Origin of the sequence: Chryseobacterium aahli, assembly GCF_022699665.1 — a bacterium.
Classification (GTDB): Bacteria; Bacteroidota; Bacteroidia; order Flavobacteriales; family Weeksellaceae; genus Chryseobacterium; species Chryseobacterium aahli.
Window position 1 is genome coordinate 123,601 of record NZ_JALDNB010000003.1, and the last position, 25,935, is coordinate 149,535.

20 protein-coding genes are annotated in these 25,935 nt (G+C 33.8%); 9 read left to right on the forward strand and 11 right to left on the reverse strand.

Features of this window, described 5'->3' with window-relative positions; translation table 11 throughout:
* Positions 1–81 precede the first annotated feature (81 nt).
* Positions 82–501: an SH3 domain-containing protein gene (locus MQX03_RS06680; RefSeq protein ID WP_129534632.1), complete on the reverse strand. Its 420-nt coding sequence runs from the start codon at positions 499–501 to the stop codon at positions 82–84.
* 6 nt (positions 502–507) lie between these two features.
* Positions 508–999, reverse strand: coding sequence for a BON domain-containing protein (locus MQX03_RS06685; protein WP_129534631.1), 492 nt, complete (start codon positions 997–999; stop codon positions 508–510).
* 210 nt (positions 1,000–1,209) lie between these two features.
* Here MQX03_RS06685 and MQX03_RS06690 point away from each other — a divergent pair, with 210 nt between their 5' ends.
* The 3 genes from MQX03_RS06690 (at position 1,210) to MQX03_RS06700 (ending at position 3,856) form a co-directional block, all read left to right on the forward strand.
* The gene (locus tag MQX03_RS06690; protein WP_129534630.1) at positions 1,210–2,460 is read left to right on the forward strand and encodes a dicarboxylate/amino acid:cation symporter; all 1,251 of its coding nucleotides are present in this window, start codon (positions 1,210–1,212) and stop codon (positions 2,458–2,460) included.
* A 71-nt stretch (positions 2,461–2,531) separates the two neighbouring features.
* Positions 2,532–3,248: a phytanoyl-CoA dioxygenase family protein gene (locus MQX03_RS06695; RefSeq protein WP_242802217.1), complete on the forward strand. Its 717-nt coding sequence runs from the start codon at positions 2,532–2,534 to the stop codon at positions 3,246–3,248.
* A gap of 11 nt (positions 3,249–3,259) precedes the next feature.
* The gene (locus MQX03_RS06700) at positions 3,260–3,856 is read left to right on the forward strand and encodes a hypothetical protein (protein WP_242802218.1); all 597 of its coding nucleotides are present in this window, start codon (positions 3,260–3,262) and stop codon (positions 3,854–3,856) included.
* Between the two features lie 73 nt (positions 3,857–3,929).
* Here MQX03_RS06700 and MQX03_RS06705 read toward each other — a convergent pair whose 3' ends face one another.
* Complete coding sequence (locus tag MQX03_RS06705) at positions 3,930–6,734, reverse strand: GH92 family glycosyl hydrolase (RefSeq protein WP_242802219.1); 2,805 nt, start codon at positions 6,732–6,734, stop codon at positions 3,930–3,932.
* Positions 6,735–6,916: 182 nt separating this feature from the next.
* On the opposite strand from MQX03_RS06705, the gene MQX03_RS06710 reads away from it, so the two are divergent.
* The 4 genes from MQX03_RS06710 (at position 6,917) to MQX03_RS06725 (ending at position 11,505) form a co-directional block, all read left to right on the forward strand.
* Positions 6,917–7,861 (forward strand): hypothetical protein, encoded by a 945-nt coding sequence (locus MQX03_RS06710; protein WP_242802220.1) that lies wholly within the window; start codon positions 6,917–6,919, stop codon positions 7,859–7,861.
* Between the two features lie 14 nt (positions 7,862–7,875).
* Positions 7,876–9,936: a metallophosphoesterase gene (locus MQX03_RS06715; protein WP_242802221.1), complete on the forward strand. Its 2,061-nt coding sequence runs from the start codon at positions 7,876–7,878 to the stop codon at positions 9,934–9,936.
* A gap of 175 nt (positions 9,937–10,111) precedes the next feature.
* Positions 10,112–11,215, forward strand: a complete 1,104-nt coding sequence (locus tag MQX03_RS06720; RefSeq protein WP_242802222.1) for an Mrp/NBP35 family ATP-binding protein — start codon at positions 10,112–10,114, stop codon at positions 11,213–11,215.
* 41 nt (positions 11,216–11,256) lie between these two features.
* Positions 11,257–11,505 (forward strand): NifU family protein, encoded by a 249-nt coding sequence (locus MQX03_RS06725; RefSeq protein ID WP_242802223.1) that lies wholly within the window; start codon positions 11,257–11,259, stop codon positions 11,503–11,505.
* Positions 11,506–11,604: 99 nt separating this feature from the next.
* On the opposite strand, the gene MQX03_RS06730 is transcribed toward MQX03_RS06725, so the two are convergent.
* The 8 genes from MQX03_RS06730 to ppk1 all read right to left on the reverse strand — a co-directional run bounded on the left by MQX03_RS06730 (position 11,605) and on the right by ppk1 (position 22,389).
* Positions 11,605–11,886: a nucleotidyltransferase domain-containing protein gene (locus tag MQX03_RS06730; protein WP_242802224.1), complete on the reverse strand. Its 282-nt coding sequence runs from the start codon at positions 11,884–11,886 to the stop codon at positions 11,605–11,607.
* Positions 11,874–12,533, reverse strand: a complete 660-nt coding sequence (locus tag MQX03_RS06735; RefSeq protein ID WP_242802225.1) for a hypothetical protein — start codon at positions 12,531–12,533, stop codon at positions 11,874–11,876. The genes MQX03_RS06730 and MQX03_RS06735 overlap by 13 nt, the downstream gene beginning before the upstream one ends.
* Positions 12,526–13,215: a hypothetical protein gene (locus tag MQX03_RS06740; protein WP_242802226.1), complete on the reverse strand. Its 690-nt coding sequence runs from the start codon at positions 13,213–13,215 to the stop codon at positions 12,526–12,528. The genes MQX03_RS06735 and MQX03_RS06740 overlap by 8 nt, the downstream gene beginning before the upstream one ends.
* 173 nt (positions 13,216–13,388) lie before the next feature.
* On the reverse strand, positions 13,389–14,768 hold the full coding sequence (locus MQX03_RS06745) for a T9SS type A sorting domain-containing protein (protein WP_242802227.1): 1,380 nt from the start codon (positions 14,766–14,768) through the stop codon (positions 13,389–13,391).
* 224 nt (positions 14,769–14,992) lie between these two features.
* Positions 14,993–18,061: a choice-of-anchor I family protein gene (locus MQX03_RS06750; RefSeq protein WP_242802228.1), complete on the reverse strand. Its 3,069-nt coding sequence runs from the start codon at positions 18,059–18,061 to the stop codon at positions 14,993–14,995.
* A 164-nt stretch (positions 18,062–18,225) separates the two neighbouring features.
* Positions 18,226–19,002, reverse strand: coding sequence for a hypothetical protein (locus MQX03_RS06755; RefSeq protein WP_242802229.1), 777 nt, complete (start codon positions 19,000–19,002; stop codon positions 18,226–18,228).
* A 155-nt stretch (positions 19,003–19,157) separates the two neighbouring features.
* Positions 19,158–20,042, reverse strand: a complete 885-nt coding sequence (locus MQX03_RS06760; protein WP_242802230.1) for a Ppx/GppA phosphatase family protein — start codon at positions 20,040–20,042, stop codon at positions 19,158–19,160.
* 277 nt (positions 20,043–20,319) lie between these two features.
* Positions 20,320–22,389 (reverse strand): polyphosphate kinase 1, encoded by a 2,070-nt coding sequence (gene ppk1 / locus MQX03_RS06765; protein ID WP_242802231.1) that lies wholly within the window; start codon positions 22,387–22,389, stop codon positions 20,320–20,322.
* 469 nt (positions 22,390–22,858) lie between these two features.
* Here ppk1 and dnaK point away from each other — a divergent pair, with 469 nt between their 5' ends.
* Entirely contained in the window at positions 22,859–24,745 is a 1,887-nt protein-coding gene (dnaK, locus tag MQX03_RS06770) for a molecular chaperone DnaK (RefSeq protein WP_242802232.1), read from the forward strand.
* A 92-nt stretch (positions 24,746–24,837) separates the two neighbouring features.
* Complete coding sequence (locus MQX03_RS06775) at positions 24,838–25,650, forward strand: hypothetical protein (RefSeq protein ID WP_242802233.1); 813 nt, start codon at positions 24,838–24,840, stop codon at positions 25,648–25,650.
* Positions 25,651–25,935: the final 285 nt, after the last annotated feature.

A 25,935-nucleotide genomic window follows, 5' to 3' on the forward strand; every position in this document is an offset into this window, starting at 1 on the left:
TGCGCAAAAGTATAAAAAAAACATCCCCAAATGGAGATGTTAAATGTTAAATATTTCTGAAAAGCGTGAGTTTTTATAAACTTATGCTTTCAAATATCTTGAGTATGCGTAACCTTCTTGTCCGTCAGCAGTTTTTACTTTCCACCAATCGTCAGAAGTTTGTTCTACTAAAGTAACTGAAGAACCTTTTGCTGCTTTACCAACAATAGCAGCTTCTGTAGAAGGCTCTTGTCTGATGTTTAGGTTAGAGTCTTCTGTTGCAATCGTAAGCGCTGCACCAGCTGCAAGACCTGCAACCTGTACATCGATATTGATATCTGAAGCAGAATAGGTAGAGTCAATTGCTCCTAACGCGTTCCAAACTGCATCTTTTGCTGCAGTATTAGAAGCGTTTCCTGTAACATAAAGGATACCGTCTTGCTCCTGAACCTGAAGATTTGAAACTCCCGCAGACTGAGCTGCAGAAACCACACTTGAATATTTATCTTGTAATGTGCTCATCTCTAATTATTTTACAGTATAGTTAAAGTTTACTTTTCCAACTTTCAAAGCATCTACAGATTCTTTGATTTTTCTAGCTTGTACAGAAGATGCAGTTCCTGTAAGAGTCAATTCTCCATTCACTACTTCTACTTTCACAGATGGGAAATCTTTCAAAGCATCTTTCACTTTTTGCTGAACCATAGGATCTACAGCAGCCGTAGTTGCTACCGGTGGTGGAGGTGGAGCTACCTCAGCGATAGTCGCCATATCGTGTACGTCTTTTACACCTTTGATTTCTTTTAGAGATTTGATAGCTGCATCTTTTTCAGCTTGTGAAGCGAATGTTCCTCCTAAATGAGCAACACCTTCTTTTACTTCTACTGTTGCAGTAGGATTAGCAGCAACAATTGTAGTAGCTGAGGTCTGAAGATCAGCATCAGATACTTTCTTTTTACACGAAATAGATCCAAACGATACTGCCAAAGCTAAGGCAGACATTGCGATTGTTTTTTTCATAATTGATTTAATTTAATGTTTTAATTAGACTCAAATGTAATAATAAAATCTATACCATTTATCTAAAAAATAAATAAATATATCAATGTTTTAATTTAATTGTTTCATTATCTGTATATTAATTTTTTCTCATTGAATTTTAAGTAATTTTAACATAAGTTTAGGCTTCATCAATAAAACCATTATATTTGTGGCTATTGAACTCTATATATGAAAGGACAGAATAAATTATTTATAGCAATTATCATTGCATTGGTAGTGGGTGTTGCAATTGGTGGATTTGTACACATTCAGTATCCTGAAAGTGCGAAACCATTCTCTCAAAACATCAAACTTTTGGGAACCATTTTCATCAGATTGGTACAGATGATCATTGCACCATTGGTTTTTACAACTTTGGTGGTGGGAATTGCCAAAATGAGTGACATCAAAATGATCGGAAGAGTAGGGTCAAAAGCAATGCTTTGGTTCATTTCAGCTTCTCTCGTTTCATTATTTATAGGTTTGATTTTGGTGAATTGGCTTGAACCAGGCCACGTAACGAAACTTCCTATTCAGGATGCAGCGTCTGCTGACGAACTTTTAAAATCGAGCAAAGGTTTCTCAATGGAAGATTTTGTGAAACATGTTATCCCTAAAAGTATTTTTGAAGCTTTTGCAACCAATGAAGTTCTACAGATTGTAGTTTTCTCTATTATGTTCGGAGTTGCTCTGGCGAATTTGGGTGACGAATATGCTCAACCTGTCATCAAATTATTTGATGTCATTGCTCATGCAATACTGAAAATGGTAGGTTATATCATGTGGTTTGCGCCGCTTGGAGTTTTAGGAGCAATTGCAGCAGTTGTTGCGACCAATGGTTTTGAAATTTTTAAAGTCTACGCAATTTATCTCAGAGACTTTTTCTTTGCGATAGCCGTATTATGGGCTGTGCTTTTATTGGTTGGATATTTGATTTTAGGCAAACGTCTTTTTGAATTATTAAGAAGAATAAAATCTCCATTATTAATTGCTTTCTCCACAACAAGTTCTGAAGCTGTTTTTCCTAAATTGGTTGAAGAATTAGAAAGATTTGGGTGTAACAATAGAGTAGTGTCATTTATTTTACCTTTAGGATATTCATTTAATTTGGATGGAAGTATGATGTACATGACGTTTGCATCAATTTTCATTGCTCAGATCTACGGAATCGAAATGTCTATCGGACAACAAATCACCATGCTTTTGGTTTTAATGTTAACTTCAAAAGGGATTGCCGGAGTTCCGAGAGCTTCTTTAGTTATTATCGTGGCAACATGCTCAATGTTCGGAATTCCGCCTGAGGGAATTGCTTTAATTTTACCAATCGATCACTTCTGTGATATGGCGAGAAGTATGACGAATGTTTTAGGAAATGCTTTGGCAACTTCTGCGGTTTCTAAATGGGAAGGGCAGCTTGATAACCATGGAGGAGATCTATAAATATGAATGATGTGCAATTGGTAATGAGTAATACGAGCAGAGAACTTTGACTCAAAAAAATTAAACTTACAATGTTGAATTTACAACAACATAAAAATACAATTGCTGATAAAGGATTTTCCGTTATCAGCAATGTTTTTTCTACGGAAGAAATTGGAAAAATAAGTAAAGTCATTCAAAGTATTGACACTTCAAAAGAAACGTTTAGGAAATCGGAAGACCTTTTTGCGATACGTCAGTTTTTAAAGGAGATTCCTGAAGTAAGAGACTTGATTTTTAATGAAAATTTAAAAACAATCATCAGAGAAATTTTTGGCGAAAACTATTTTGTTGTTAAAAGTATTTACTTCGATAAACCAGAAAAGTCAAACTGGTACGTTGCCTATCATCAGGATTTAACAATTTCGGTTGATAAAAAAGTTGAACTGGAAAATTTTGGTCCGTGGACAACGAAACAGAATCAGTTTGCCGTTCAGCCACCTTTGGATATTCTTGAAAATATTTTTACCATAAGAATTCATTTAGACGATACTGATGAAAATAATGGAGCCTTAAAAGTAGTTCCAAAATCTCACGCAAAAGGAATTTACAGACCCGAAACCATCGATTGGGATGTGGAAACAGAAAATATCTGCAACGTTGAAAAAGGCGGAGTTATGATTATGAAACCGCTTCTTCTTCACGGTTCAAACCGCACAACGAATGGAAAGAAAAGGAGAGTCATTCATATTGAATTTTCGGATAGAAAATTGCCTGAGGAGTTGAATTGGTCGGAAAGAATGAATTAAGAAAAATAAGAATGATAAAAAGAAACTGGCTTTTAATTCCAATGCTGATTATTGGATTTTATTATAATCTGTGGAGAATTCAAAATGCGGATACTGAAATGGTGTTTCAGGAGTTTATTTATGGATTTCTGCTTTTGTTATTTTTAATTTTTCTTGGCTTTAGTATCAATAAAGATTTAAAAAAATATAACATTTCAAAATCATTTAAGAGTTTTACTCCTTCAATTATCGGTTTTTTGATATTAATATCCTTTGCAATTAATGCTTTTGTTCTTAGCTTGAGAGATAATTCTCCTGTTCTAATTCAGGCAAGTTACGACGGAGATTATAATGGTGCTTGGTTTGAATTTAGGAAAGATGGCACTTATAAATTTGTAGACCATGCTGGTGTAGGAGCAGATATTACAAGAGGGAATTATCAGATGAAAGACTCAATCATTATTCTCGATAAAAATGAAATTGGAAATATAATTGTTTCAAATACTTTGTTGTTTCGAGAAGAGAATTATGGGGATTCTAAATTTAAAGTTTTATATCAGATTAATAAAAATCATATAATTATAAATCCAAATTTTAAATTTTTAGTTAACGATGATTTACAAGATTGAAACTATATGAAAGCATAATAAAAAAACCTCTTTCCAATCGAAAGAGGTTTTACTGTATAAGATATCTGAATTTTTACTTCACAGCAATCTCATCCACGAAAATATACGCATCTCCACCAGCTCCTTGATGCCATTCCGGAAGTTTTCCAAAGTGATAGGCTTTTACCTTTAGATAACGAGCTTCGGTTGGAAGAACTTCAGTTGAGAAATCTTTCACCTGAACTGTTTCATCCTTCGCATCAATGTTATTTTCCAAAGTTTTCAGAAGAATGAATGTTTTCCCATCCATTGAAGCGTAGTATTCCACTTTTTTAGGCATTAAAATCCATGCTCTGCTGTCCTGTAAGTAGGTTGAAGAAATGTGATTGATTTGCTGAGGTGATTTAAAATCAATAATCGCTTCTACAGTTTGTCCCTGATAACCTTGCCATTCGCCTTTTCTCCAATTTACATCACCGTTGATGCCGTCGATGATAGACAGTTTTCCACCTGCTGTGTATTGAGGATTAACGTTAGCATTGATAGTAATATCCCAATGGTTTGGTCTTCTGTTGAAATTGGCTGTGGTGATTCCGCTTTTCTCGCCATTTCTTTCGGCGTACGTTGAAACCTGTGTCGTTTTACTGATCGTGAAAGGTTCTTTATAGACTTTAAAAGTTTTTCTAACGTTAGCATCATTTTCATCCATTGTCATGTAATAGACTTTATCTTTTTCGTTCAAAGGTTTGATTTTCACCTGAGTCGTAAAATCAAACAGTCGATCCGCAGCAATTACCGGAGATGCGGTTTGTTCTGTATATTTTAAATCTTTAGCAGCTTTTACATTTTCAAAACCTAAATGTTTAAGTTCACTTTTTGGAGTGCTTTTCGTAATAACTCTTGTCGTTCCATCTTCCAAATGAAGTTTAATTTCATCAAAATAAGGCGTTACGGTTTCCCATTCAGGTTTCCCTGGAGTAACTGAATAAATTCCCATTGAGCTTAAAATAAACCATGCGCTCATCTGTCCGCAATCTTCATTTCCAATCAAACCATCTGGTGTGTTTTTGTAGAAATTATCAAGAATATATTTGATTTTTTCTTCAGTTTTTTGAGGTTTATCAACAAAATTATAAAGATAAGCGATGTGATGACTCGGTTCATTTCCTTGAGCGTATTGTCCCATCAATCCAGTTATGTCCACCTGTTCTCTCCCTGTCGTTTTATCGGGAGCTGCGAAAATAGCATCAATAAATTGTTCAAATTTTTCTTTTCCGCCATGAGCTTCAATCAAGCCCGGAATATCCTGCGGAACGAAGTAAGAATAATGCCACGAATTTCCTTCTGTGTAATTGTTATTCACTTCTCTCGGATCAAACGGCTCATACCAGTTTCCGTTCTTTCTGGCCTGCATAAAACCATTGTTTGGATTGTAAAGATTTTTCCAGTTTTGAGAACGTTTCATGAAGTATTCGTAATCTTCTTTTTTGTTTAAAATCTTCGCCATCTGAGCAATACACCAGTCATCATAGGCATATTCGACAGTTTTAGAAACGCTTTCATGCTCATCATCAATACTGATGTAGTTATTTTGTTTGTAAGCATTTAAACCAAAAATATCCTTCATTGCTGAATTTTTTGAAGCTTCAAACGCTTTTTCATAATCAAAACCTGTAATTCCTTTAGCCATTGCATCTGCAATCACAGAAACACCGTGATAACCAATCATACATTCGGTTTCGTTGGAAGCAAGTTCCCAGACAGGAATTCTTCCACCTTGTTCACGTTGCTTAATGAAAGTATTCACAAAATCAGCAGTTCGTTTTCTGTCGATTAATGTCATTAAAGGATGTTCGCCTCTGAAAGTATCCCAAAGCGAAAAAACGGAGTAGTATCCGAAATCTTTCGCCATGTAAAATTTGTTGTCTCTCCCGCGGTATTTTCCGTCGACATCCATATTGATATTGGGTTGCGTGAAAACGTGATATAAAGCGGTGTAGAAAACTGTCAGTTTGTCTTTGTCGGCAGATTTGACTTCAATTTTGGATAGTTCTTTGTTCCAATCTGCAACTGCTTGATTTTGAATTTCGTTAAAATCATTCGATTTTCCTTCAGCAAGCATGTTTTTTCCGGCACCTTCATAATCGGTTGGAGAAATCGCCACTTTCACGCTGATTTTTTCGCCACTTTTAACAGCAGTTGTGAAAGCTAAAGCTAATTTAGTCCCAGAGAAAGTATTATTTTCATTTTTACCGTTGAAATCTTTTTTTGAGATTTTCATAGGTTTTGAAAACTCAATTCTTGCATAAATATATTGATTGGTTGCCCAAGCTTCACTTCTTCTGAAAACTTCGATGGTTTTGCTGTCGATGATTCTTACTTCACCTTCCAGCAATTTATCTCTGTGATTTAAATCTAAAATAATATTGGCGTTTCCAGTTTTATTAAATTTATATTCATGATAACCGACTCTTTTTGTCGTGGTCAAACGTACATCAATATTGTGTTTATCTAATTTAACCGAATAAAATCCAGCCGTAGCTTTCTCGTTTTTATGAGAAAATTTTGATGAATATTCTTTCGGGGCCAGTCCCGGAACTCCCATTGTCGGCATCAGCATAATATCTCCGTAATCCGAAACTCCCGTTCCGTTCAGATGGGTGTGCGAAAATCCGTAAATCACCGAATCTGAGTAGTGATAACCGCTACAGCCATCCCAACTTCCGTCAATTCTGGTGTCGGGTGAAAGCTGAACCATCCCAAAAGGCACAATTGCACCGGGAAAAGTATGACCGTGACCGCCTGTTCCGATAAACGGATTAACGTATTGAGAATAATTCTGAGCCTGTAAATAAAGGGTGAAAATAGAAAAAAAAAGTACGAATTTTTTAGAACTCATTGTAAATAATTTGATGTAAAAATGGTAGTAATTGATTTTAACAAATCTAACAAAAATCAACTACATATTCCAGATTCGTAAATAAATTTTATAATCTGGTAGGTAGGAAATCACCATAAAGTAGTATATCAATCAATCTATAAATTACTTAAATTTGATTATAACTAATAATAATCAACGCCATGAACTTTAAATTAATTGAAGTCGCCATCGGGCTTATCTTCGTGTATCTGCTACTCAGTATTTTTGCGATGGTTTTTATGGAAATGATCTCTACGTTTCTGCGAATGAGAGGCGAATTGCTGAAAAGTACAATTGAAAAAATGCTCTTCAACAAAAATGAAAATCCTGAAAAAATCAACAAGTTTTATGATCAGCCGCTCGTTCTTTTTCTGGGTGATGATGTGACAACGTGGTCGTTTCTGGATCGATTTATTTCAAAAAAATTTAAAAAGCTTCCCAGTTATCTTAAGTGTGAAGATTTTTACAACACGTTTCTCACTTTTATTAATGATGAGAAATTCTCAGATTCTCTTACAGTAATCGAAGCGAAAATCTCTGCAGCTCCTTTTGCTGAAAATACAAAATCACATCTCCGTTTTCTAATTCAGAAATCTAAAGGTGATGTCGTGAACTTTAAGAAGGAAATCTCTGCATGGTTTGAAGAATGTATGGCTCGTGCAAACACCTGGTATTCCAGAAAAGTACAGTATATCCTACTTTTCTTGGGTTTTGTAATTGCTGTTTCGGTAAATGGAGATACTTTGAGAATGATTCAAAAACTTAATAACGACGAAAAATTAAGAAATGAACTGGTACAATCTGCTAGTGATTACATCAAGGAAAATCCTGATGCTCCGAAAGCTAAAACAGATGTGATTAAAAAGAAAATAGGAGAAGAGTATAACAGCCTCATCAGCGAATCTCATCAATTGTTAGGTTGGGAAAAGAATTTGGATAAAAAATATTTTGATGATCACTTCGATTTTCAGAATATTTTATCCAAATTTTTTGGATTTTTACTTACCGCAGTTGCCATAAGTCTGGGTTCAAATTTTTGGTTTGATCTGCTCAAAAGGCTTTTGAATATAAGAACTTTAGGAAAGCCAACACAAATAAACCAATAATAAAAACGAAGGTCATGAATTATATTATTATACTCCTCATTATTGTTGCGTTCGTTGTGGTAATGTTGATCTTAATTAAAATTTGGGAGGTCAGATTTTTTAAGCCCAAGCACATTGAAATTTCTCTTTATAAAGACGAATTGGATGAGTTGATGAATGAGCCTGAGAAAAAGATAACAAGCAGCTATTATTTTATCCCAAGAAATAGTGTTGAATGGTTTAATCTTCCAGGACTTCTCAATACTTTCAAAAGAGTGTCGCTTTCTACTGATACACTCTCTATCATTGATAAAAGAGAGGTTCAGGACAGTTTCGGAAAAGATTTTAGTGATGTCCCGTTTCAAAGGCAATTAGACAACAAATCGAATGGCGAAAAAGCTTTCTGGTTTGATTTTACGGCAGATACTGGAGATGGTTTTGATTCTACAATGAACGTTTTTTATCCGCTTACACGCAACAAAATTTCTTATCAGTACGGAACAGGTTTTTTAGAGCTTGACAGAGCAGATATGTTGGTTGTTGGAGGAGATTTGGTGTATCCAGATGCTACTGAAACCAATTATATTGATCGTTTTAAAGGACCTATCAGATTGTTATTTCCATCTGATAAACAGAATGTGAAAGGTGGACGTTTTGCTAAAAATAATACCTTACTTGTTGCCACTCCCGGTAATCACGATTGGTATGATGGTCTGAATGCTTTTTTCAGAATGATGTGCCAGCAGAAAAGGGTAGGATATTACCAGACGATTCAGCAAAGAAGCTATTTTGCATATAAACTTACCGATAGAGTCCATATTTTGGGTGTGGATAATCAATTAATGGGAGATGTGGATATTCCTCAATTGGAATATTTTGTAAGATACATCGTAGATTTGGCAAAAACGAAAACCAAAATTAAGCAGTATTTCATTCTTTTGATTGCTGAACCCAATTGGTACGGCTATGTTGGTGAAGACCGTGGGAAAAGAAGACAAAGGATGGATAGCTTAGAGTATTTTATCATGGAAATGAAAAAGACTGCTCAATATTCTCATGTATTAGAAGAAAATCCAGATTTTGAAATAGAATTTAAAATGATTTTGTGCGGAGACATACATCATTACGCTCATTACGAATTTTTTCCAAAAAGCGAAGAAGAAAAAATTGACATCCAGCATTTGGTAACTTCTGGCGGAGGTGGTGCTTTCGGGCATTTTACAGATTTTCTGCAGGAAAAGATAAGAATTCCTGATTTTACCACCCGATTCGGTGAATTTGTCAATTATAAATTAAAGAAAACCTATCCAGATAAAGAAAATTCTAAGAAATTAAACCATTATAATTTACTTTTCCCATTTTATAATATTTGGTTTACTGTAATGCTTATCGGCATTGCATTTTTCAGCAGCTATATTTATGTGCATAATGATGGCTTTTTTCTTCGCACTCTTGCTTTGCTTTTAATGCCTGTCATCGTAACATTTATTGTATATAAAGTTGCCTCGCCAGAACGATCTAGCAAAGAAATCTGGATCGATAATTTTTTGTACAGCATTATGTTTTTATCTTCATTTTGCCTGCAGATTTTTATGATGAGAGATTTATACGACAGTATGAAAATAGATAATGTTAATATAGGAACTTTTTTAAGTAATAAAATTCCACAATTATTCAATCTTTTCAATTTAGATGAAGAAAAAACAAATGACTTTTTAAATTTTAATGAAAGAAGATCTATTGTGTTTATTGTTTTAGGTCTTTTGCAATCATTTTTCTTCGGTTTTTATCTCTGGTTCTGTTATCGTTTTTTCGGAAAACACGTTACAGAAGCTTCAAGCAGCAGAGTATTAAAACATAAGAGAAATTTTTTAAAGTTTAAAATCACCGATTCACAAATTACCGTTTACACTATTGGAATTGAAAAGTGTTATCCCTGGAAATCGCTTTTAAAAGGTAAAAAAGCTGTCGATCTGCAAAAAGAAATTTATAAATCACAGGAAAATCCCGAAGTGTTTCTTAAAGAAAAATTCGGAGATATGTACGATAAAAGCGATTACAAAATCATTGATAAATTTAGTATTGAATTAAATTAAAAGAATTCGTTGTTCGATTTTAACAAAAGTAATTTTTATCTTTTTTTTGATATAGGATTTAATTAAAAACTTTGAAAATAAGTAAAAACAATCTATAAAAGAATTTGTCTATCTGTCTCTTTATTGATTCTAAATAGCTAAAATTTCCGTAAATTTGTAGACAATTTATATTTTTATGTTGACTAAAGAAAAAGTTCAGGATTTCCTTAAAGAAATAGAAGTAGATGATTTGGTGAGTAACTTTCAGGTAATGGGCAGCGATGTGTATATCGACATGACCGCTCATTCACCGGCAATGCACGAAAAGAAGAAGCTTGAGGCAGCAATGAAACAGGCTTTTGCAAGTGAATTTGGAGAAGAGATTAATTTAAAACTAAAAATAGTTTCTCCGGAGCCAAGCGAAGTTCAGCTAAGTCAGATCAAAGGAAAACAAATCCCTGGAATTCAAAATATTATTGCCATTGCATCCGGAAAAGGAGGTGTTGGTAAGTCTACGGTTGCTGCTAATCTTGCAGTAACTTTAGCAAAAATGGGTTTCAAAGTCGGAATTTTAGATGCCGATATTTACGGGCCGTCTGTTCCAACCATGTTTGATACAGAAGGTCAAAAGCCGATTTCTGTAGAAATTGACGGGAAAAATTTGATGAAACCTATCGAAAACTACGGTGTGAAAATGCTTTCCATCGGATATTTCTCAGGAGCAAATCAGGCGGTAGTTTGGAGAGGACCAATGGCTTCAAAAGCTTTAAACCAGATGATCAGAGATGCAGCTTGGGGAGAATTAGATTTCTTGTTGATCGACCTTCCTCCTGGAACTGGTGATATTCATTTATCTATCATTCAGGAAGTTCCGGTAACAGGAGCAGTGATTGTAAGTACACCTCAACATGTTGCTTTGGCGGATGTGAGAAAAGGTATTGCAATGTTTAATATGGAAAGTATCAACATTCCTGTTCTTGGATTGATAGAAAATATGGCATATTTTACGCCGGAAGAATTACCTGACAATAAATATTATATCTTTGGAAATCAGGGAGCGCAATATTTGGCAGATGATTTAAATATTCCTGTTTTGGGTGAAATTCCGTTGATTCAGAGTATCAGAGAAGCGGGAGATGTGGGAAGACCTGCAGCGCTTCAGGAAGGCACTAAAATTGCAGAAATTTATGTAGAAACTGCAAGAAAAATGGTAGAGAGTTTAGTAGAAAGAAATAAGTTTCTACCGCCTACAGAAGCCGTGAAAATCACGACAATGGCAGGTTGCTCACCAAAAAAATAAATAATGATTTCAAATTAATTTTTGAAAAACCAAATTCGAATATGGAGACAAATATAGCACACGAACAAACTGTAACCAAGGTATTGGAAGCTCTTGAAAGCATCCGTCCGTTTTTAAACAAAGACGGTGGCGATATTGAGCTTTTGGATGTAAAAGATAATACCGTTTTCGTAAAACTTCTGGGAAACTGTTCAGGTTGCTCTCTTAATTTCTCAACACTGAAATTAGGGGTAGAAAATACCATCAAACAACACGCTCCCGAAATTGAAAAGGTAGTGAATGTAGAATAAAAAATACGACGATATATTTTTTGAAGACAGATTTCTTTTGAAGTCTGTCTTTTTTTGCTTTTGATATTATATACTAATTTTTTTTATAAAGGTTTTTTGTTAGTTTAATTTTTTTGCTGCTACCATTTTTATGAATTGTAATTCCTTTTCTTCATTAAAAGTTATACAAGTTAGATGTGGAAAAAAATCAGCAAATTCAAAATTAATTTTAGCTTTTACTTCTTTCAAAACTTCGTAGTTGTTGTAAATTATTAAAATATCAATGTCGTGATAATTTTTTCGTTTTAGACTTGAACCAAATAAATAAAATTCAAAATCAGTACAATTAATTTTATGCAAAAACTCAAGAAATTTTTTTTCAAAAAGTACTACTTCCCCCATTTAGAATTTAATTTTCCCAAAAAAATTCCCCATTTGCAAATATCAATTCTTAATTTGTCACCGACTACAGTAGCTTGATCTGTAATTGAACCATTAGGGTTTGTCTTGACAACTACATGAAAATCGCCATATAGGTCAACGGCAAATCTAATTGATTCTGCTGTAATGTCATAATCGTTTATCATAATTACAACTATTGTAGGTAGTCCAATCCGTGTAACTCTAATTCTTCTATTGTCTAATCTTTCAAAGCTTTTGACTTTTTTGTGTTGTCTTAATCCTCTAGAAACAAAAGAAAATTCTTTATCAATCAAAATATTATTATCTCTCTCATTACAGTATCTCATGAAATCTCCTAAACTACCAAATGAGATATTTTTATCATTTAGAAATTTTGTTGTTTTTGCAGATATATTATACTGCTTTTTTATATTAACAATAAAATTTAAATCAGAATATTTTTCACAAATTTCTTCTATTTTTTCATGCTCTACTATTTCCAAAGAAAGAATAAAACTATGAAAGTTGATACCTTTTTTTCGCTCTATCTCTATTAGATTTTGATCTATTGATATTATTTTTTTTGCAGAATTAAAATCTTTTAATTTTTCTATGAGAAAATTTTTTGACCAATTATCACTATACATATATCGAGACTATTTCTTTTGGAAAACGAATTCCAGTCGTTGTTGAATTAAAAATATGTTTTGCTTCAAAATCATTTATGTGTTGTTTAAAATTTTGAAATTTTTCTTTTTCATTATCATGTAGTAAATGATAATTAGCTTCAATTATATTCAAAATTTTTCTATTATTTGGTATTATGATAGTTCTTATTTTGTTTAACCAAAGTTCAGGCATTTCACTTTCAGGGTTAAATCTTTCTTCAGTTTCAGGACCATATACATCAAAAATAGTTTTATTCTCCAAAAATAAAGGGTCTATGATTTGTTTAACGGCTGCTCTATTATCAAATTTTTTAATTGAAAAAACTTTTGCTAAATTTTCTTCATGATTGAATTTCCATTGTAAAATTAATGATTCTGGAAAATCTTCTTCATTTTTATCGATTACTGTGTGACATGTGGGACATAATAAAATCAAATTATTGTAATTACCTTTATCTACTGATTTCATAACACTATTTTTTCTTGCACCCTCGTTGACGCTTATAATATGTGCAATTTCAGCAATGTGGATTTCTTTCGAAGAAAATGTTTTAAATAACGGTTGATTGCAATCAGGATTTTGGCAATAACCGCCTGAGTTTGCAAATAATTTAATTTTTGTAAAATTGTTTGGATTTGCTTTTCCTCTCGAACATGTCATTTAAGTATAGTATTTTATAATTCCAATTACTTCAAATGTACAAAGTTTTTAACAATATTCAAGCTTAACTCAAAATGTAAAGAAATATTTATAGGTTAATTTATTTGGAGACATTTTCTATATTAAAAAGCCCCGGAAAATCCCGAGGCTTAACAAAATCAAATATGAAAATTTTACTTTACAATTACTCTCTTCACTTCTCCTTCTGAAGTTTTAATTAAATAAACTCCGATGTTTAGTTTGGAGGTGTCGATGGTTAAGGCAGATTTTTCTTTTCCAAGAATTTTTCCGCTCATATCGTATAACTCGTAGCCCTGGGTTTTGTTGAAATGTAAGTTTTTTCCTTTATTTACAGGATTCGGGAAGATGTTGAACGTTGCTTTCTCGGACTTCACTTCGTTAGCTGACAGGCTTGCATTTGAAATATTATATTTAGCAATAATGTAGTATGACGTATTGCCTGTGTATTTGTCTCCTGCCGCGTAGATAGAATTATTTTTTACAATTAGAGAGGTGTAAGACCCATCAACGCCTGTTTCTTTGTATGAATTTTGATTATTGATTTGCACCAAATTCCCCGAATTATTATAATGAGAAATAAAAGGATGCTCAGAGGTTGTTCCTCCTACAAAATAAAATTCGTTTCCATGATTAACAAAATTACTGTAGAAATCAAGAGTATTATTATCATTGGTCAGATTAATAGTATTCGATAGACTTCCCGCCGTGTTGATGTTATAAAATAGGTTGTTGTCTAGATCCAAAGAATTAATATTTCCATTGACGTCAATTTTTGAAAAATAATAACTTGATGCCGGATAAGTAAAGTTTCCATTTAGACCAAAACTGTTTACAATTGTTCCTGTTAATGTTGTTTTACTTATTTTATCATTATGAAAATTTAGTATTTCTGAACCAGATCTTAGTATATAACCATTATTGTTTTGTACAATAATTCCATTATTTCCGTAGCTGTTATCCGTTGTGCCGTTTGATAAAAGCTTAATAAATCTTGTACCTGTAGATAATAAGATTGAACTATCCGATAAAACTACGGTGTTGTTGTTGCGGAAACCGTTCGCTCCGTTAAAAGTAGTGGTAAATTCTCCAGCAGTACCAAATGTAGTATCTAGTGATCCGTCATTTAGATTATATCTTCTGATACTTATTTGTGCTGATGAATCTTCCGACGTTTTTTGAAATGAAACTAAAATTTTATCCGATCCTTGAGGTATTATTGTGAAATCGCTCACATAATTTGGTAGCGTTAAAGTACCACCAATCCCGAAAGAATTATCATAGCTTCCATCTAAATTAAGTTTGTAAATTTTATTTGGAGTTAATGAAACAGATGAAGGAACGTCTTTTCCGTAAACAAAAAGTTTATTGTCGGCACTTTCTATAATCTGCAAATCATCAGCTTCACCAGTTAATGGTATTGAAACTATTCCATTATTTCCAAAAGTTGTATCTAAATTGATGGTTTGTGCGTTCAAATTTAAATAAAAAGTGGAAATCATTGCGATGGCCGTAATAGTAATTTTTGTAGTCATAAAGTCTATTAATTTTTTGCGCGAATTTAGTTGTTTTTTAGTTTTTTTATCTGTTGTACATCTAGAACTTTGTTGTACTAGAGTAAGTAAAACTGCTGAGTAGATAGGATTAAACGGCTGTATTTATAGTAAAATGAAATGTTCTATTTTCGAAAAATCTTTGTTTGAAAAAAAGCCCCGGAAAAAATTACCGAGGCTTCATTAAAATCAAATATTTATAAAAACTACTTTACAATTACTCTTTTTACTTCACCTTCTGAAGTTTTAATTAAATAAACTCCGGTGTTTAGTTTTGAGGTGTCGATTGTTAAGGCAGATTTTTCTTTTCCAAGAATTTTTCCGCTCATATCGTACAATTCATAACCCTGAGCTCTGTTGAAATATAGGGTATTTCCTTTGTTCACAGGATTCGGGAAGATGTTGAATGTTGCTTTCTCGGTTTTAACTTCACCCGTAGATAACGTTGGCGAAAGGGCAACTTCGTACATCGACAAAGTTCCGCTGATCTCGTTGGCAACGATAACGTAACCTTTTCCATTATTCATATTTACGGACGGAATATAAGTAATTCCCTCTGGACCGTTGTCTCCTCCAAATGCAGAAGTTGATCTTGAATGTTTGTAATCTACAAAAGTCACGTTGTTCGGATCTGTAACGTTATAAACCATCACGCCTCCGGTTCTTTCCAAAGTGATAAATGCGAAAGTTTGTCCATTAATAGTTCCTAAAGTTACACCTTCAGGTTCAGGACCTTTTGCACGACTTCGGGTTTTGGCTCCGTTGGCTTCGTTATCGGCATTGAAAATCAATGGATGGTAGGCTGCAACATGTCTTTCAAACTGATCTCCGCTATCGAAAACCAACTGTTTGGTGTCTGTATTGAAAATTGAGAATGATCTTGCTCCCAAAGCGTGAATTTCTTCGTATTCAGCATCACCATCTGTATTTCCATTTACACTTGTCGTTCTGAATCTTCCTAAATTATGCGAAGCTTTTAAAATCGAAGCATTCGGGAAAACCGTTGAATCTAAAGTATATCCATTGGCTCCAACAGTTGTTCTTTCACTAAATCCGCCTAAATCTTTTTCGTCTCCTTCGTTTGCAGTAACCAGATAATTGGTGTTTCCTATTTTATAAGATGCCATTGCATCCGGATTGTAATACGCTTTCACTGGCCAGTTGGCAATTAAAACTTCTCCATTATTGTCTGAAGCGTCGAAGCCGTTTCCTGGAAGGCTCATATCTTTTTTACCTAATCCCCAAATTCCAGTCAATGCTTTTGTCGCTAAATTAACCTCAATGATCGCATTGTTTTCCTGACAAGAAACCCATGCTTTCTGACTGTCCGGACTGATGGCAATATATTCAGGTTCTAAATCCTGCGCCAAAGTGCTGGTCGACTTTACTTTTCTTCCTCCGGTCGCTGCCAAAGTAGTTTCCATTCCGTTAAATTGCGTGAAACCAAGTGTGGTAACATTCGTCTGCGTTAAAGCCTGAATTCCTGCTACCGTCAAAGTAGGCACATCAATAATGCTGATTGAGCCTTCAGGATCTACCGTGTACGCATCGTTGGGTTCGCCCTCGTTTGCGGTCATCACTTTTGTTCCGTCTGGTGTAAATGTAATCATGTCTGGTAAAACACCAACATTTAGTTGTTTCAGGAAAACTCCATTGATGTCGAAAAATACAACCGAACCATTTCCTTGAGGATTCGTTCCGTTCGGAGAAGCTACTGCGATAATTCCGTTCTTTACTGCGATGCTCGTAATTCCTCCGTAAGGCGCCATATTAACAGTTTGAATAACTGTTGGTGTAGTCGGATTTGAGAAGTTAATGATATCAAAAACATCTGTCAAAGAACTGATCGTAAATAATCTTTGTGTTGCAGCATCATGAACTACTATTTCTGTCGAACTTGTGCTGTTTCCTGAAGGATCAAAACTTCCGATATAATTTAACTGAATCTGATTGGAAGCAACCGGTGCGGCTTTATCATTATCAATAATATAAATCGTAGAATTGGCATCGCCTGTAATCGTTGCACCGACCGGATTCTCAAGACCAACCACAAAATATTCAGCCTGCTGTTCTTCCAAAGTATCGTCGATGATCGGAATATTAACTGTGACGCTTGTCGTTGAAGGCGTAATATTGATGGTTTGATTAGCTAAAGTAAAATCACTGCTGTTAGCGGTGTTGAATGAAGCAGATTTTACTACCAAATTCACAGTTGCATTCGAAGGGTTGGTCACATTGATTTTAAATGCTAATGTACCTGCATTTTCATTGACTTTAATTAAATTTTTATCTAAAGCAATGCTTGTTGCTGCCGTTGTGAAAGTACTTGAAGTAGCTGTTGTTACTGCATTGTCGCTGGTATCTTCAACTAAATTAGGTTTTAAAGCTAAATAATAAGCCTGATTCGGAACCAAACCAGCCGTTGGAATTACCGTTATTGTATTGTTGACGAAAGTCGTGGTGAAAGGAACAACAGTTCCCGTTGCGTTGTTCAATCTTAATTCAACTAAACTCTGAGCGTTAGCAGAAGTAATCGTAGAATTGTCAATCAATCTTACATTTTCATTGAATGTGATTGTAGGATTTACCGTTGTAGAAGCGTTGTTCAAGTTGTTTGCAGGCAAATATGCAACGGTCGGTGGAGTAGTATCAACACCTCCGGCTGGAGTGGCATCAACGGTGAAGTTATCAAATCTGTTGTTTCCAACAGCTCCTCCGCTACCTTGAGAGAATTCTACTTTTAACTTAAAATTTGGGTTGTTTGAAACTCCTGCAATTGCTGAAAAATCAAATGTAATCAATTGTGGGTTGGCATCTTGTGAGGTTACCGTCTGGTAAGGTACAAAAGTAGTTCCGTCTAAAGAGTAAAACCAGTTTTGATTTCCTGCCCCGGAACCCGATCTTCTAGTAGTAAATTTTACGACAACATTGTTATATCCTGTAGTTGGTAAAAGAAACTGCACATTTCCGTTGATCGGATAATTATATCTTAAATGCGTTCCGGAAGCGTCGCCGTTTCTTGCGTTTAAATTATCGACATTGAAATTTTGATTGGTACCATTTGAAAAATCAATGTAAGTATCAGTATTTCCTGTTCCGGTAGACACTGCTGTGATTGAACCATTCAAAAGCGATGATGTAGGAGCAGTAATTGCTGCAAGAGATGTACTATTGTTAAAGTTCCAGTAATGAACTAATGTGGTCTGTGCAGTAAGCGCGCCGTGAAATAATGCAGCGATAGGCAGTAAACCTCTCAAAAGATATTTGTTCTTCATTTTTACAATTTATTATTTGTGCAAAAATGAAGGTTGTAGGTTGTGAGGGTTTTAAGGGAAGGTTATGAAATGGTTAATTATTTGTTTGGAATGTGATGTAATTTTAAATTACTGTTAAAGATTTAAAAAATTAGTACCAAAATGTCCGTCTGCAGAAGTGTTTTTTATTTTTTTTCAAAACACTGTGAACCAATTGCGCCACCACCGTATTCCAGAACAATGTTATCTTTATAAAAAATATATTGACAATTGTTGTTATATTCTATTTTTTCTTTCTCGTTAAGGGGTTTGTCGAAAATTTTATATGAATACTTTCCCATTCCGCTCCTTGCGAAACCTATATTTGTAATCTTTCCGTTTTGTATCGAAATACAATTTGCTTGATTTAAAAGTTTTTTAATTTCATCAAGAGTTTGATGTGTCCATCCAATCGACTTAAGAATTTTTTCCAACTCATTAGAATTTGGTTTCAAATTCCAATTTTGAGAAATAACCTTTAAATCATTAGTTCTTTGAATATCATCTGAATTTTCCTTTTCACTCTTGTATTTCAATTTGTAGATTTTAATACTAATTTCTTCTGTAATTGTAAAAATTTTGTTCTCTGGTTTAAATTCGATATCCACTATATAACTTTTAGGTATAAGTTTCTGATATTCTACCTTCAATATTTGAATCTCTGATTTTTTGTGCTCAAAATTTTCTATTAGTTCTTTTTTACTACTCTCAGGCATTGAAGCCATAAATAGTAAAAATTCCTTTTCTTGTTCATTTCCACTCTTGTATGTTTTAATGAAATCCTCATGCATTTCAGCAGGTAGTTTTTCAACAATAACATTGAACAAAGAATCTTTGTCAATATTTTCTCTAAATTTTATATTTTGAGCATTTAAATTTATTGCCGAATAAAGCAAAGTTAGAATAATTGTAATTCGTCTCATAGTCATTTTTGCTATCTCTCAAATTTATGCATTGCCAAGCAAAAATTACATAACATTACCTAAATTCAGTCTATGTATTTAACAAATATTTCTCATTCGGATGTTTACATTTGAATTTTGTTTTGATGACGTAATTACTGCTAAATTTCAAGAAATTATTCCTCCCCCAAAACTCTCTCATAAATATTATGAATCAATCCATCCGCAACAGAAATTTTCGGAACAAAAATCTTGTTGATATCTGCCCAATGCATCACGAAATTGTAGATTTTCAAAGCGTGAGCCAAAACATCGGCTCTGTCTTCTCTGAAACCGTATTTTGTCATTCTCTCCTCAACAGTCAGACTATTAAATTCTTTGTAAGCATTTTTTAAATAGGCAATTGACATAGGTTTGCCGTCTTTGGTTTTGCTCATCGAGAATACTTTATTGATGTTTCCGCCGGAACCGATGGCTACAATTTGTTTTTTGCTGCTGATGTTGGCTTTTATTTCTTCTTTCATTTCTTTCCAATTGTCTTCTGTCACGAGATTGTTGAGAAGACGAATCGTTCCGATGTTGAAAGATTTTTCGTAGACCATTTGATCGTTTTCGTAGAAGGTAAGCTCTGTAGAACCACCGCCAACATCTACATAAAGATAGGCGAAATCTTTGTCAAGACCTTCTGCAACGTGGTTTTCGTAAACCAAAGTCGCTTCTTCATCCCCAGAAATAATTTCGATGGAAAGATCAGCAAGATTTTTTACTTTTTCAATAATTTCCTTTCCATTTTCAGCATCACGCATTGCGCTCGTGGCGCAGGCTCTGTAATGTTCAACTTTATAAATTTTCATTAAATCACTGAAAATTTTCATCGAATCTAAGACCATTTTTTCTCTTTCAACCCCGATTTTTCCAAGGGTGAATACATCCATTCCTAATCGCAGAGGGATTCGCAGGAGATTTAATTTAATAAATTCAGGTTTTCCGTTTTGAATTTTTACCTCGTTGATTAAAAGTCGGGCTGCATTACTTCCTATGTCTATCGCTGCAATGATCATTTTAGATTGTATTTTATTGAATTTCAGTTGTTTAATTTAAAATCGAATGTTTTTAAAAAACGAATGTACAAAAATTAATTCTTTATGTTAATTTCAGAGCTGATTTAATATTCATTCTTGAAAATTTTAAACCATTAAGAACATTGAAGGATTAAGATTGATTTAGGATCAATAAAATTGATTTAAGTGTCCTGCTTAATAATTTTACCTTGGTAAAACTTAAAAAATCTGAAGCTTATTTATCCTTAAAGATTTAATATCCTTAATGTTTCAAAATCTATTTCCCAGTCTTTGCTTTCAGATATTTATATGTTTCAATTTGAGAGCGGCATTCTTTCTGGTCGTTGCTGATGTATTCGTTGCTCAGTTTTTTATCTAGAATTCTCGCTTTCACATTATCTCTTAATTGAATATCAAGAATATCTTTCAGCTCTTTTTTTAGATTTTTATCAGTAATTTTTGCGGCGGCTTCAATTCTGTAGTCTAGGTTTCTGTTCATCCAGTCGGCAGATGAAATATAGATGTCTTCAGCACCTTTGTTGTAGAAATACATTACTCTTGCATGCTCAAGATATTCGTCTACAATACTGATGGCTTTTATTTTTTCTTTAAAATCTTTCTGATTAATGGCACAATAAATTCCACGTACAATTATTTTAATCACTACACCGGCTTCTGCAGCTTCGTACATTTTTAAAATCAATCCACGATCACTTATAGAATTGGCTTTTACGATCATTTGTGCTTTTCTTCCCGCTTTTGCTTCTTCAATTTCTTTATCGATATGCTGCACAATTTTTTCACGCATAAATTGCGGACAGACCATTAGATTTTTGCAGGTTTTCAACACCGAAAGATAATCTTCTTTCGGTTTTTTAAGAACGGTAAAAACTTTATTAATATCTGCCATAATGCCTCTGTCAGAAGTCATTATCAAGTGGTCACCATATATTCTTGCTGTTTTTTCGTTGAAATTTCCTGTGCTTACAAAACCATATTGTAACGTTTTGTTATGTACACGTTTTTTAATAATACACAGTTTAGCGTGAACCTTCTTATCTGGAATTCCTATTAAAACTGTGATTCCTTCAGGTTCAAACATTTCTTTCCACATCAGATTCGATTCTTCATCAAATCTTGCCTGAAGCTCAAGCATTACCGTCACTTCTTTACCGTTTCGAGCAGCGTAAATTAAAGCGTTGCTTATTTTTGAGTTGCTGGCTAAACGATAAGCGGTGATCTGGATAGATTTTACATCAGGATCCATTGCAGCTTCACGTAGCAAATCGATTACTGGTGTGTAAGTGTGATAAGGAAAACTTAATAAGACATCTTGTTTCAAAATTACATCGGTTACTCTTTCACCGTGCTCAAAAGCCTGATGCGTAAATGAAGTTCTTTCAACAGGTTTTTTATAATATTCAAAAACATCCGGGAAATCCATAAAGTGTTTGAAATTATGAATCTTTCCACCGGGGATGATGCTGTCTTTCTTGCTTAAATTTAATTTTCGGATGAGCAGTTCGAGCAAAGCCTTATCCATATCTTTATCGAAAACAAAACGGGTAGGTTTTCCTTTTCGTCTGTTTTTAAGACCTTTTTCTATTTTCTCGGCAAAATTGGTTTTGATGTCATTATCGATGTCCATTTCTGCATCTTTTGTGACTTTAAAAGAATTGGCAGAAAACTCGTCATATCCGAAATAGGAAAAAATGTGTGGCAAGTTAAATGTAATGACATCTTCTAAAAGCATGACATTTTTTTCTTCTAAATCTTCCGTAGGCAAAAGGACAAATCTTCCCACAAAACGGGATGGAATCTCAATAATTGCATAATTGCTGTGATATTGCCAGTCTTTTTTCCTCATCGCCACACCCAGATACAAACTTTTGTCTCTATAGTAAGGCATCGGCGTATTTTCGTGAAGAAGAATAGGAATAACATTAGATTCTACCACTTCATCAAAATATTGTCTTACAAATTCTTTCTGTCTGGCCGTAAGGTTTTTTGAAGTTTTAATGAAAACTTTCTGGTCTGCCATTTCAACCTGAATTTTTTTCCAGGTTTTGTCGAAATCTGCCTGTTGGGTGATGACAATTTCGTTAATCCTCTGAAGAATTTTTGATGGCGGCTGATAGAAAGATTCGGCAATTACTTTTTCCTTAAAATCCATGGCACGCTTAAGACCGGCTACACGCACTCTGAAAAATTCATCTAAATTGTTGGAAAAAATCCCAAGAAACCTGATTCTAAGATGCAAAGGCACATTTTCGTCCATTGCTTCCTGTAAAACTCTTTCATTAAACGCCAACCAGGTAATATCTCTGGGATTAAAATGTACAGACATAGGTATTAGTAAAATTTATCAAAAATAATAATAAAACTCATGTTTTATCTGATTCTAAAGTTAATTCTTAATTAAATTTTTAGTTGAAGAAAAAGTCATTAAAACAGTGAAATTATTTTTTAGACACATAATTCACATTAGATTACAGAAAATGTTTGAAAGCAACAGAAGACTTCGGCAGGCTCAGCCTGACACCGGCGATGATTAAAAAAATCTAAATAATGTCATCTGAGCTTATTGAAGGATTTTGTAAACTTTTTAATAATAAGCTTTTTAAAAATCTTTGTCATTTTTGAGGTGAAAAAACAAGTTGATTACTGTCATCTTAGAACATATTATGTTTAAAATTTGTCTCGGTTTTTATTTAAAAATAATTGAAACTGTCAATTTGTCACAAAAATTCTAATGGTACAGATATTGAGAAAGTGAGAGTGTAATTAAACTTTAAAATTAGAAAAATATAAATATTATGAGTAAAATAATCGGAATTGACTTAGGTACTACCAACTCTTGCGTTGCAGTAATGGAAGGTAAAGATGCTGTAGTTATCCCTAATGCAGAAGGAAAAAGAACAACGCCTTCTATTGTAGCGTTTACAGAAGATGGTGAAAGAAAAGTGGGTGATCCTGCAAAAAGACAGGCTGTAACAAACCCTACAAAAACTGTATATTCTATCAAAAGATTCATCGGGACACATTTCAAAGATGATGCTTCTGAAGTTTCAAGAGTACCTTACGCAGTTGTAAGCGGCCCAAATGATACTGTAAAAGTAAAAATCGACGACAGAGAATATACACCACAGGAAATTTCTGCAATGATTCTTCAGAAAATGAAGAAAACTGCTGAAGATTATCTTGGACAGGAAGTAACAAGAGCGGTAATTACTGTTCCGGCTTACTTTAACGATGCTCAGAGACAAGCTACTAAAGAAGCTGGTGAAATCGCAGGTCTTAAAGTAGAAAGAATCATCAATGAGCCTACAGCAGCAGCTTTGGCTTATGGTATGGACAAGTCTCACAAAGATCAAAAAATTGCAGTTTACGATTTAGGAGGTGGTACTTTTGACGTTTCTATTCTTGATTTAGGAGACGGCGTTTTCGAAGTATTGTCTACAAATGGTGATACACACTTAGGAGGTGATGACTTTGATGATGTAATTATCAATTGGATGGCAGACGAATTCAAAGCTGAAGAAGGTGTTGACTTAAAATCTGATGCAATCGCATTACAAAGATTGAAAGAAGCAGCTGAAAAAGCAAAAATCGAATTGTCTTCTTCTCCTCAAACTGAAATCAACCTTCCTTATATCACAGCTACAGCTACGGGTCCTAAACACTTAGTGAAGCCTTTGACTAAAGCTAAATTTGAGCAATTATCTGCTGACTTGGTAAGACGTTCTATGGAGCCTTGTAAAAAAGCGCTTTCTGATGCAGGTCTTTCTATCTCAGATATCGACGAAGTAATCTTGGTTGGTGGTTCTACAAGAATCCCAATCATTCAGGAAGAAGTTGAAAAATTCTTCGGTAAAAAACCTTCAAAAGGTGTTAACCCAGATGAGGTTGTAGCAATTGGTGCAGCTATTCAAGGTGGAGTTTTAACTGGAGATGTGACAGACGTACTTTTATTAGACGTTACGCCACTTTCTTTAGGTATCGAAACTATGGGTTCTGTTTTCACTAAATTAATTGATGCAAACACTACAATTCCAACTAAAAAATCTGAAGTATTCTCTACAGCTTCTGATAACCAGCCGGCTGTAAGCATCAGAGTAGGACAAGGTGAAAGACCAATGTTCAACGATAACAAAGAAATCGGTAGATTTGACTTGACAGATATTCCACCAGCACAAAGAGGAGTTCCTCAAATCGAAGTAACTTTCGATATCGATGCAAACGGAATCTTGAGCGTTTCTGCTAAAGATAAAGGAACCGGTAAAGAGCAGTCTATTAAAATTCAGGCATCTTCTGGTCTTTCTGACGAGGAAATCGAAAGAATGAAAAAAGAAGCTCAGGAAAACTCTGCAGCAGATAACAAGAGAAAAGAAGAAGTTGAAATCTTCAACAAAGCTGATGGATTGATCTTCCAGACTGAAAAGCAATTGAAAGAATTTGGTGATAAATTGTCTGCAGACAAAAAAGCAGCGATCGAAACTGCTCACACAGAATTGAAAACCGCTTTCGAAGCTAAAAATGGTGACGATGTAAAAGCTAAAACCGAAGCTCTAGATGCAGCTTGGATGGCAGCTTCAGAAGAAATGTATGCACAAGGTCAAGGCGCTGAAGCAGGAGCACAAGATCAAGGTCAGGCAAACGGAGCAGAAGATGTTCAGGATGCAGATTTTGAAGAAGTTAAATAAGACTCAGCGAGTCAAGCAATAATAGAATCCCCGAGCTTAAGAGCTTGGGGATTTTTTGTTATTTTGTAGAGTATTAAAAAAATATATTTTCTATGATGAAGAATCTATTGAATAAAAACCTGATTTATTTAGGATTGTTTTTTGTTGGTGTTATATTGCTTATAGTTTTTTTCACTAAAATTAAAAAAACTGATGAAGATGTTCATCAAAGTAAATTTGAGGAGACGAAAAAATATATAAAAGGTTCGATAGCAAATGTAAATACAAGTCAAGTATATATTTTAGAGCCAACTCCTGAATATTCTATAAAAAAACCACTTATTCTTAAAGTTGTTGATGTCAAAACAGATACAATAAAGATGATGAGGTTTTCGAAAGATAAATTCATAAATCTTAATCCTTACTTATCTGTAAAGGAATTACTTAAAGAAGAAAATAATGGAAGGACTGTTTCACTTTCCAAGCAAGATTTAATAAAAGCGATAAGAAATACAGACGAAGTTGTTGCATCTCCAAAATCTGATTTTCTTTTTGAAGGGGCAAAGTATTGGATTTCGACTGTTTATAATATGGGAAGCCCATTCTTTGAAGTAAGAAAGTTTCGGAAAGATTTATATAGTGGAAAGGATGGTGGTTTTGTTATAATAAATTATGGAGGAAGCGGTAAAATTTTATCAATAAAACCTATTGAAAATGAAGTGAGGATAATTACCCAGTTTCCCAAAAAAATATCATATTTTGATAATAATGGAATTCAAAATGCTTTTATAAAAGTTGAAGCAGAAAATCTTTATTATGATAAATATTACAATTTTAATATGGAAGTTTTAGATTCACTTAATCATAAACTTTTATTCAAAATTCGTTTGAAGTCAAATGATAACTATATTTATCAATTTAAATAAAGAATAGAATATCAATTATCAACCAATTATTAATAAATGAATCCCCATGCGAAAGTTTGGGGATTATTTTTTGTTTACAAATGAAGCATTTCAGACTCCTTTTGCGATTTACATATATTAATGAATTGTTAAGTATTTTATAATGAGTTGTTTATTGTTTATTCTTTCCACTGAAATCTGAGCAGGTAACTGCAGGATAGCAGAAATTTATGATAACTATACTTTTAAGAAAATTAAAACATGAGAAATATCATGTCTTTAGGATTTAACCTTTCTTAAGTTTTA

Excerpts from the sequence above, each read along its gene's own strand:
- MQX03_RS06680 (WP_129534632.1), bottom strand. The coding sequence starts at position 501 with ATGAGCACATTACAAGATAAATATTCAAGTGTGGTTTCTGCAGCTCAG.
- MQX03_RS06685 (WP_129534631.1), bottom strand. The coding sequence starts at position 999 with ATGAAAAAAACAATCGCAATGTCTGCCTTAGCTTTGGCAGTATCGTTT.
- MQX03_RS06690 (WP_129534630.1), top strand. The coding sequence starts at position 1,210 with ATGAAAGGACAGAATAAATTATTTATAGCAATTATCATTGCATTGGTA.
- MQX03_RS06695 (WP_242802217.1), top strand. The coding sequence starts at position 2,532 with ATGTTGAATTTACAACAACATAAAAATACAATTGCTGATAAAGGATTT.
- MQX03_RS06700 (WP_242802218.1), top strand. The coding sequence starts at position 3,260 with ATGATAAAAAGAAACTGGCTTTTAATTCCAATGCTGATTATTGGATTT.
- MQX03_RS06705 (WP_242802219.1), bottom strand. The coding sequence starts at position 6,734 with ATGAGTTCTAAAAAATTCGTACTTTTTTTTTCTATTTTCACCCTTTAT.
- MQX03_RS06710 (WP_242802220.1), top strand. The coding sequence starts at position 6,917 with ATGAACTTTAAATTAATTGAAGTCGCCATCGGGCTTATCTTCGTGTAT.
- MQX03_RS06715 (WP_242802221.1), top strand. The coding sequence starts at position 7,876 with ATGAATTATATTATTATACTCCTCATTATTGTTGCGTTCGTTGTGGTA.
- MQX03_RS06720 (WP_242802222.1), top strand. The coding sequence starts at position 10,112 with ATGTTGACTAAAGAAAAAGTTCAGGATTTCCTTAAAGAAATAGAAGTA.
- MQX03_RS06725 (WP_242802223.1), top strand. The coding sequence starts at position 11,257 with ATGGAGACAAATATAGCACACGAACAAACTGTAACCAAGGTATTGGAA.
- MQX03_RS06730 (WP_242802224.1), bottom strand. The coding sequence starts at position 11,886 with ATGGGGGAAGTAGTACTTTTTGAAAAAAAATTTCTTGAGTTTTTGCAT.
- MQX03_RS06735 (WP_242802225.1), bottom strand. The coding sequence starts at position 12,533 with ATGTATAGTGATAATTGGTCAAAAAATTTTCTCATAGAAAAATTAAAA.
- MQX03_RS06740 (WP_242802226.1), bottom strand. The coding sequence starts at position 13,215 with ATGACATGTTCGAGAGGAAAAGCAAATCCAAACAATTTTACAAAAATT.
- MQX03_RS06745 (WP_242802227.1), bottom strand. The coding sequence starts at position 14,768 with ATGACTACAAAAATTACTATTACGGCCATCGCAATGATTTCCACTTTT.
- MQX03_RS06750 (WP_242802228.1), bottom strand. The coding sequence starts at position 18,061 with ATGAAGAACAAATATCTTTTGAGAGGTTTACTGCCTATCGCTGCATTA.
- MQX03_RS06755 (WP_242802229.1), bottom strand. The coding sequence starts at position 19,002 with ATGAGACGAATTACAATTATTCTAACTTTGCTTTATTCGGCAATAAAT.
- MQX03_RS06760 (WP_242802230.1), bottom strand. The coding sequence starts at position 20,042 with ATGATCATTGCAGCGATAGACATAGGAAGTAATGCAGCCCGACTTTTA.
- ppk1 (WP_242802231.1), bottom strand. The coding sequence starts at position 22,389 with ATGTCTGTACATTTTAATCCCAGAGATATTACCTGGTTGGCGTTTAAT.
- dnaK (WP_242802232.1), top strand. The coding sequence starts at position 22,859 with ATGAGTAAAATAATCGGAATTGACTTAGGTACTACCAACTCTTGCGTT.
- MQX03_RS06775 (WP_242802233.1), top strand. The coding sequence starts at position 24,838 with ATGATGAAGAATCTATTGAATAAAAACCTGATTTATTTAGGATTGTTT.